At 70.0% G+C, this 2,334-nt stretch carries 2 protein-coding genes and 1 pseudogene; all 3 read right to left on the bottom strand.

The window, feature by feature from the left end:
• Positions 1 to 431: pseudogene (locus tag RIF68_RS34630) on the bottom strand (aspartate-semialdehyde dehydrogenase); the annotation flags it as partial.
• Positions 428 to 1,708 (bottom strand): aspartate kinase, encoded by a 1,281-nt coding sequence (locus RIF68_RS34625; RefSeq protein ID WP_309055468.1) that lies wholly within the window; start codon positions 1,706 to 1,708, stop codon positions 428 to 430. The gene RIF68_RS34625 and the pseudogene RIF68_RS34630, both read right to left, overlap by 4 nt.
• Before the next feature lie 194 nt (positions 1,709 to 1,902).
• A partial coding sequence (locus RIF68_RS34620) for a DUF5063 domain-containing protein (RefSeq protein WP_309055466.1) occupies positions 1,903 to 2,334 on the bottom strand: 432 nt, incomplete at its 5' end.

Below are 2,334 nucleotides of genomic sequence, written 5' to 3'. Positions count from 1 at the left end.
TGCAGGGCGCCCACCGCCATGATCAGCGCGAGGGTGGTGCAGCCGGGGCTGGCGACGACGCCCCGGGGCCGTACGCGGGCGGCGTGGGCGTTGATCTCGGGGACGACGAGCGGCACGTCCGGGTCGTCCCGGAAGGCGGCGGAGGTGTCCACCACGACGGCGCCCTTGGAGACGGCCACGGGCGCCCACCGGGCCGCCACCGCCTCGGGCACGAGGAAGAGGGCCAGGTCGACGCCGTCGAAGACCTCCTCGCCGAGCGCGAGGATCTCGCACTCCTCCCCCCGTACCTCCGCCTTGCGGCCGGCGGAACGGGGGGAGGAGACGAGGCGTATGTCGCCCCAGACGTCCGCGCGCTGCGTGAGCATCCGGAGCATCACCGAGCCGGCCGCCCCGGTCGCTCCCACGACCGCGAGCGTCGGCTTCGGGGTCATCGTCCGGTGCCTCCGTAGACGACGGCCTCGTCCGAGTCGCTGTCCAGGCCGAAGGCGGTGTGGACGGCGCGCACGGCCTCGTTGACGTCGTCGGCGCGGGTGACGACCGAGATGCGGATCTCGGAGGTCGAGATGAGCTCGATGTTCACGCCCGCGTCGGACAGGGCGCGGAAGAAGTCCGCGGTGACGCCCGGGTTGGTCTTCATCCCCGCGCCGACCAGGGAGATCTTGCCGATCTGGTCGTCGTAGCGCAGCGAGTCGAAGCCGATCGAGGCCTTCGCCTTCTCCAGGGCGTCGATGGCCTTGCGGCCCTCGGCCTTGGGGAGGGTGAAGGAGATGTCCGTCAGGCCGGTGGAGGCGGCGGACACGTTCTGCACGATCATGTCGATGTTGATCTCGGCGTCCGCGACGGCCCGGAAGATGGCCGCGGCCTCGCCCGGCTTGTCCGGGACGCCGACGACGGTGATCTTCGCCTCGGAGGTGTCGTGGGCGACACCGGAGATGATGGCCTGCTCCACCTTCTGGTCCTTTGCGTCGGAGAGCGGTTCGTTGCTGACCCACGTGCCCTGGAGGCCCGAGAAGGACGAGCGGACGTGGATCGGGATGTTGTAGCGGCGCGCGTACTCGACGCAGCGGTGCAGCAGCACCTTGGAGCCGGAGGCGGCCAGCTCCAGCATGTCCTCGAAGGAGATCCAGTCGATCTTCTTCGCCTTCTTCACGACCCGCGGGTCGGCCGTGAAGACGCCGTCGACGTCCGTGTAGATCTCGCAGACCTCGGCGTCGAGCGCGGCGGCCAGGGCGACGGCGGTCGTGTCCGAGCCGCCGCGGCCGAGCGTGGTGATGTCCTTCTTGTCCTGGGAGACACCCTGGAAGCCGGCGACGATGGCGATGTTGCCCTCGTCGAGGGCGGTACGGATCCGGCCCGGCGTGACATCGATGATGCGCGCTTTGTTGTGGACCGAGTCGGTGATGACACCCGCCTGGCTTCCCGTGAACGACTGGGCCTCGTGGCCCAGGTTTTTGATCGCCATGGCCAGCAGGGCCATGGAGATCCGCTCTCCGGCGGTCAGCAGCATGTCGAACTCACGGCCGGCCGGCATCGGGGATACCTGCTCGGCGAGATCGATCAACTCGTCCGTCGTGTCGCCCATCGCGGATACCACGACGACCACCTGGTGGCCGTTCTTCTTGGCTTCCACGATCCGCTTGGCGACGCGCTTGATGCCTTCGGCATCGGCAACGGAGGAGCCTCCGTACTTCTGCACGACAAGGCCCACGTGCGCTCCTCGCTCAGTCTCTGCCGCAGCTGTCACTGCGGTCGGTTCAGTCTAACGAGGGACCGGAAAACGCCGACCTGATACCGCATGGTGAGACGAGGTGCTCGCCCAGTGATCACCGGGTGGGCCGGGACGGCACACGGCGGCGGGGACACCCGGTGGATGTCCCCGCCGCCGTGCCACGCGCCGGACGGTTACCGCAGCTCGCGCAGGCCCAGCGAGGCCCCCAGCTCGCGGACCATCACCCGGCCCGCCTCCTCCGCCAGGTCGTCCTCGGTCAGGTCCTCGTCCGTGTCCAGCCCGTCGAGCGCCGCGAGGGGCTGGTCGAGGCGGACGTGGGCCACGAGGGACTGGAGGGCGCGGAGGGTGGCCGAGGCCGTCGGTCCCCAGTTGGAGAAGTACGAGAACTGCCACCACCACAGCGCCTCGCTGACCCGCCCCGCCCGGTAGTGGGCGAGGCCGTGCCGCAGGTCGGCGATGATGGTGGCGAGGCTGTCGGAGATCCGCGCGGGGACGGGCGCCTTGCGGGGCTCGTACGGGTCGAAGACCTCCGAGTACACGTCGACCGGTTCCAGGAGCGCCGCGAACCGCTCCCGCAGCTCGTCCACGTCCGGCTCCGGGCCCGT

The sequence above is a fragment of the Streptomyces sp. genome (genome assembly GCF_031178505.1).
In the GTDB taxonomy this organism is placed as follows: domain Bacteria; phylum Actinomycetota; class Actinomycetes; order Streptomycetales; family Streptomycetaceae; genus Streptomyces; species Streptomyces gulbargensis.
Note: the sequence above shows the minus strand (reverse complement) of the source record. Positions and strands in the feature narration are given on the sequence as shown.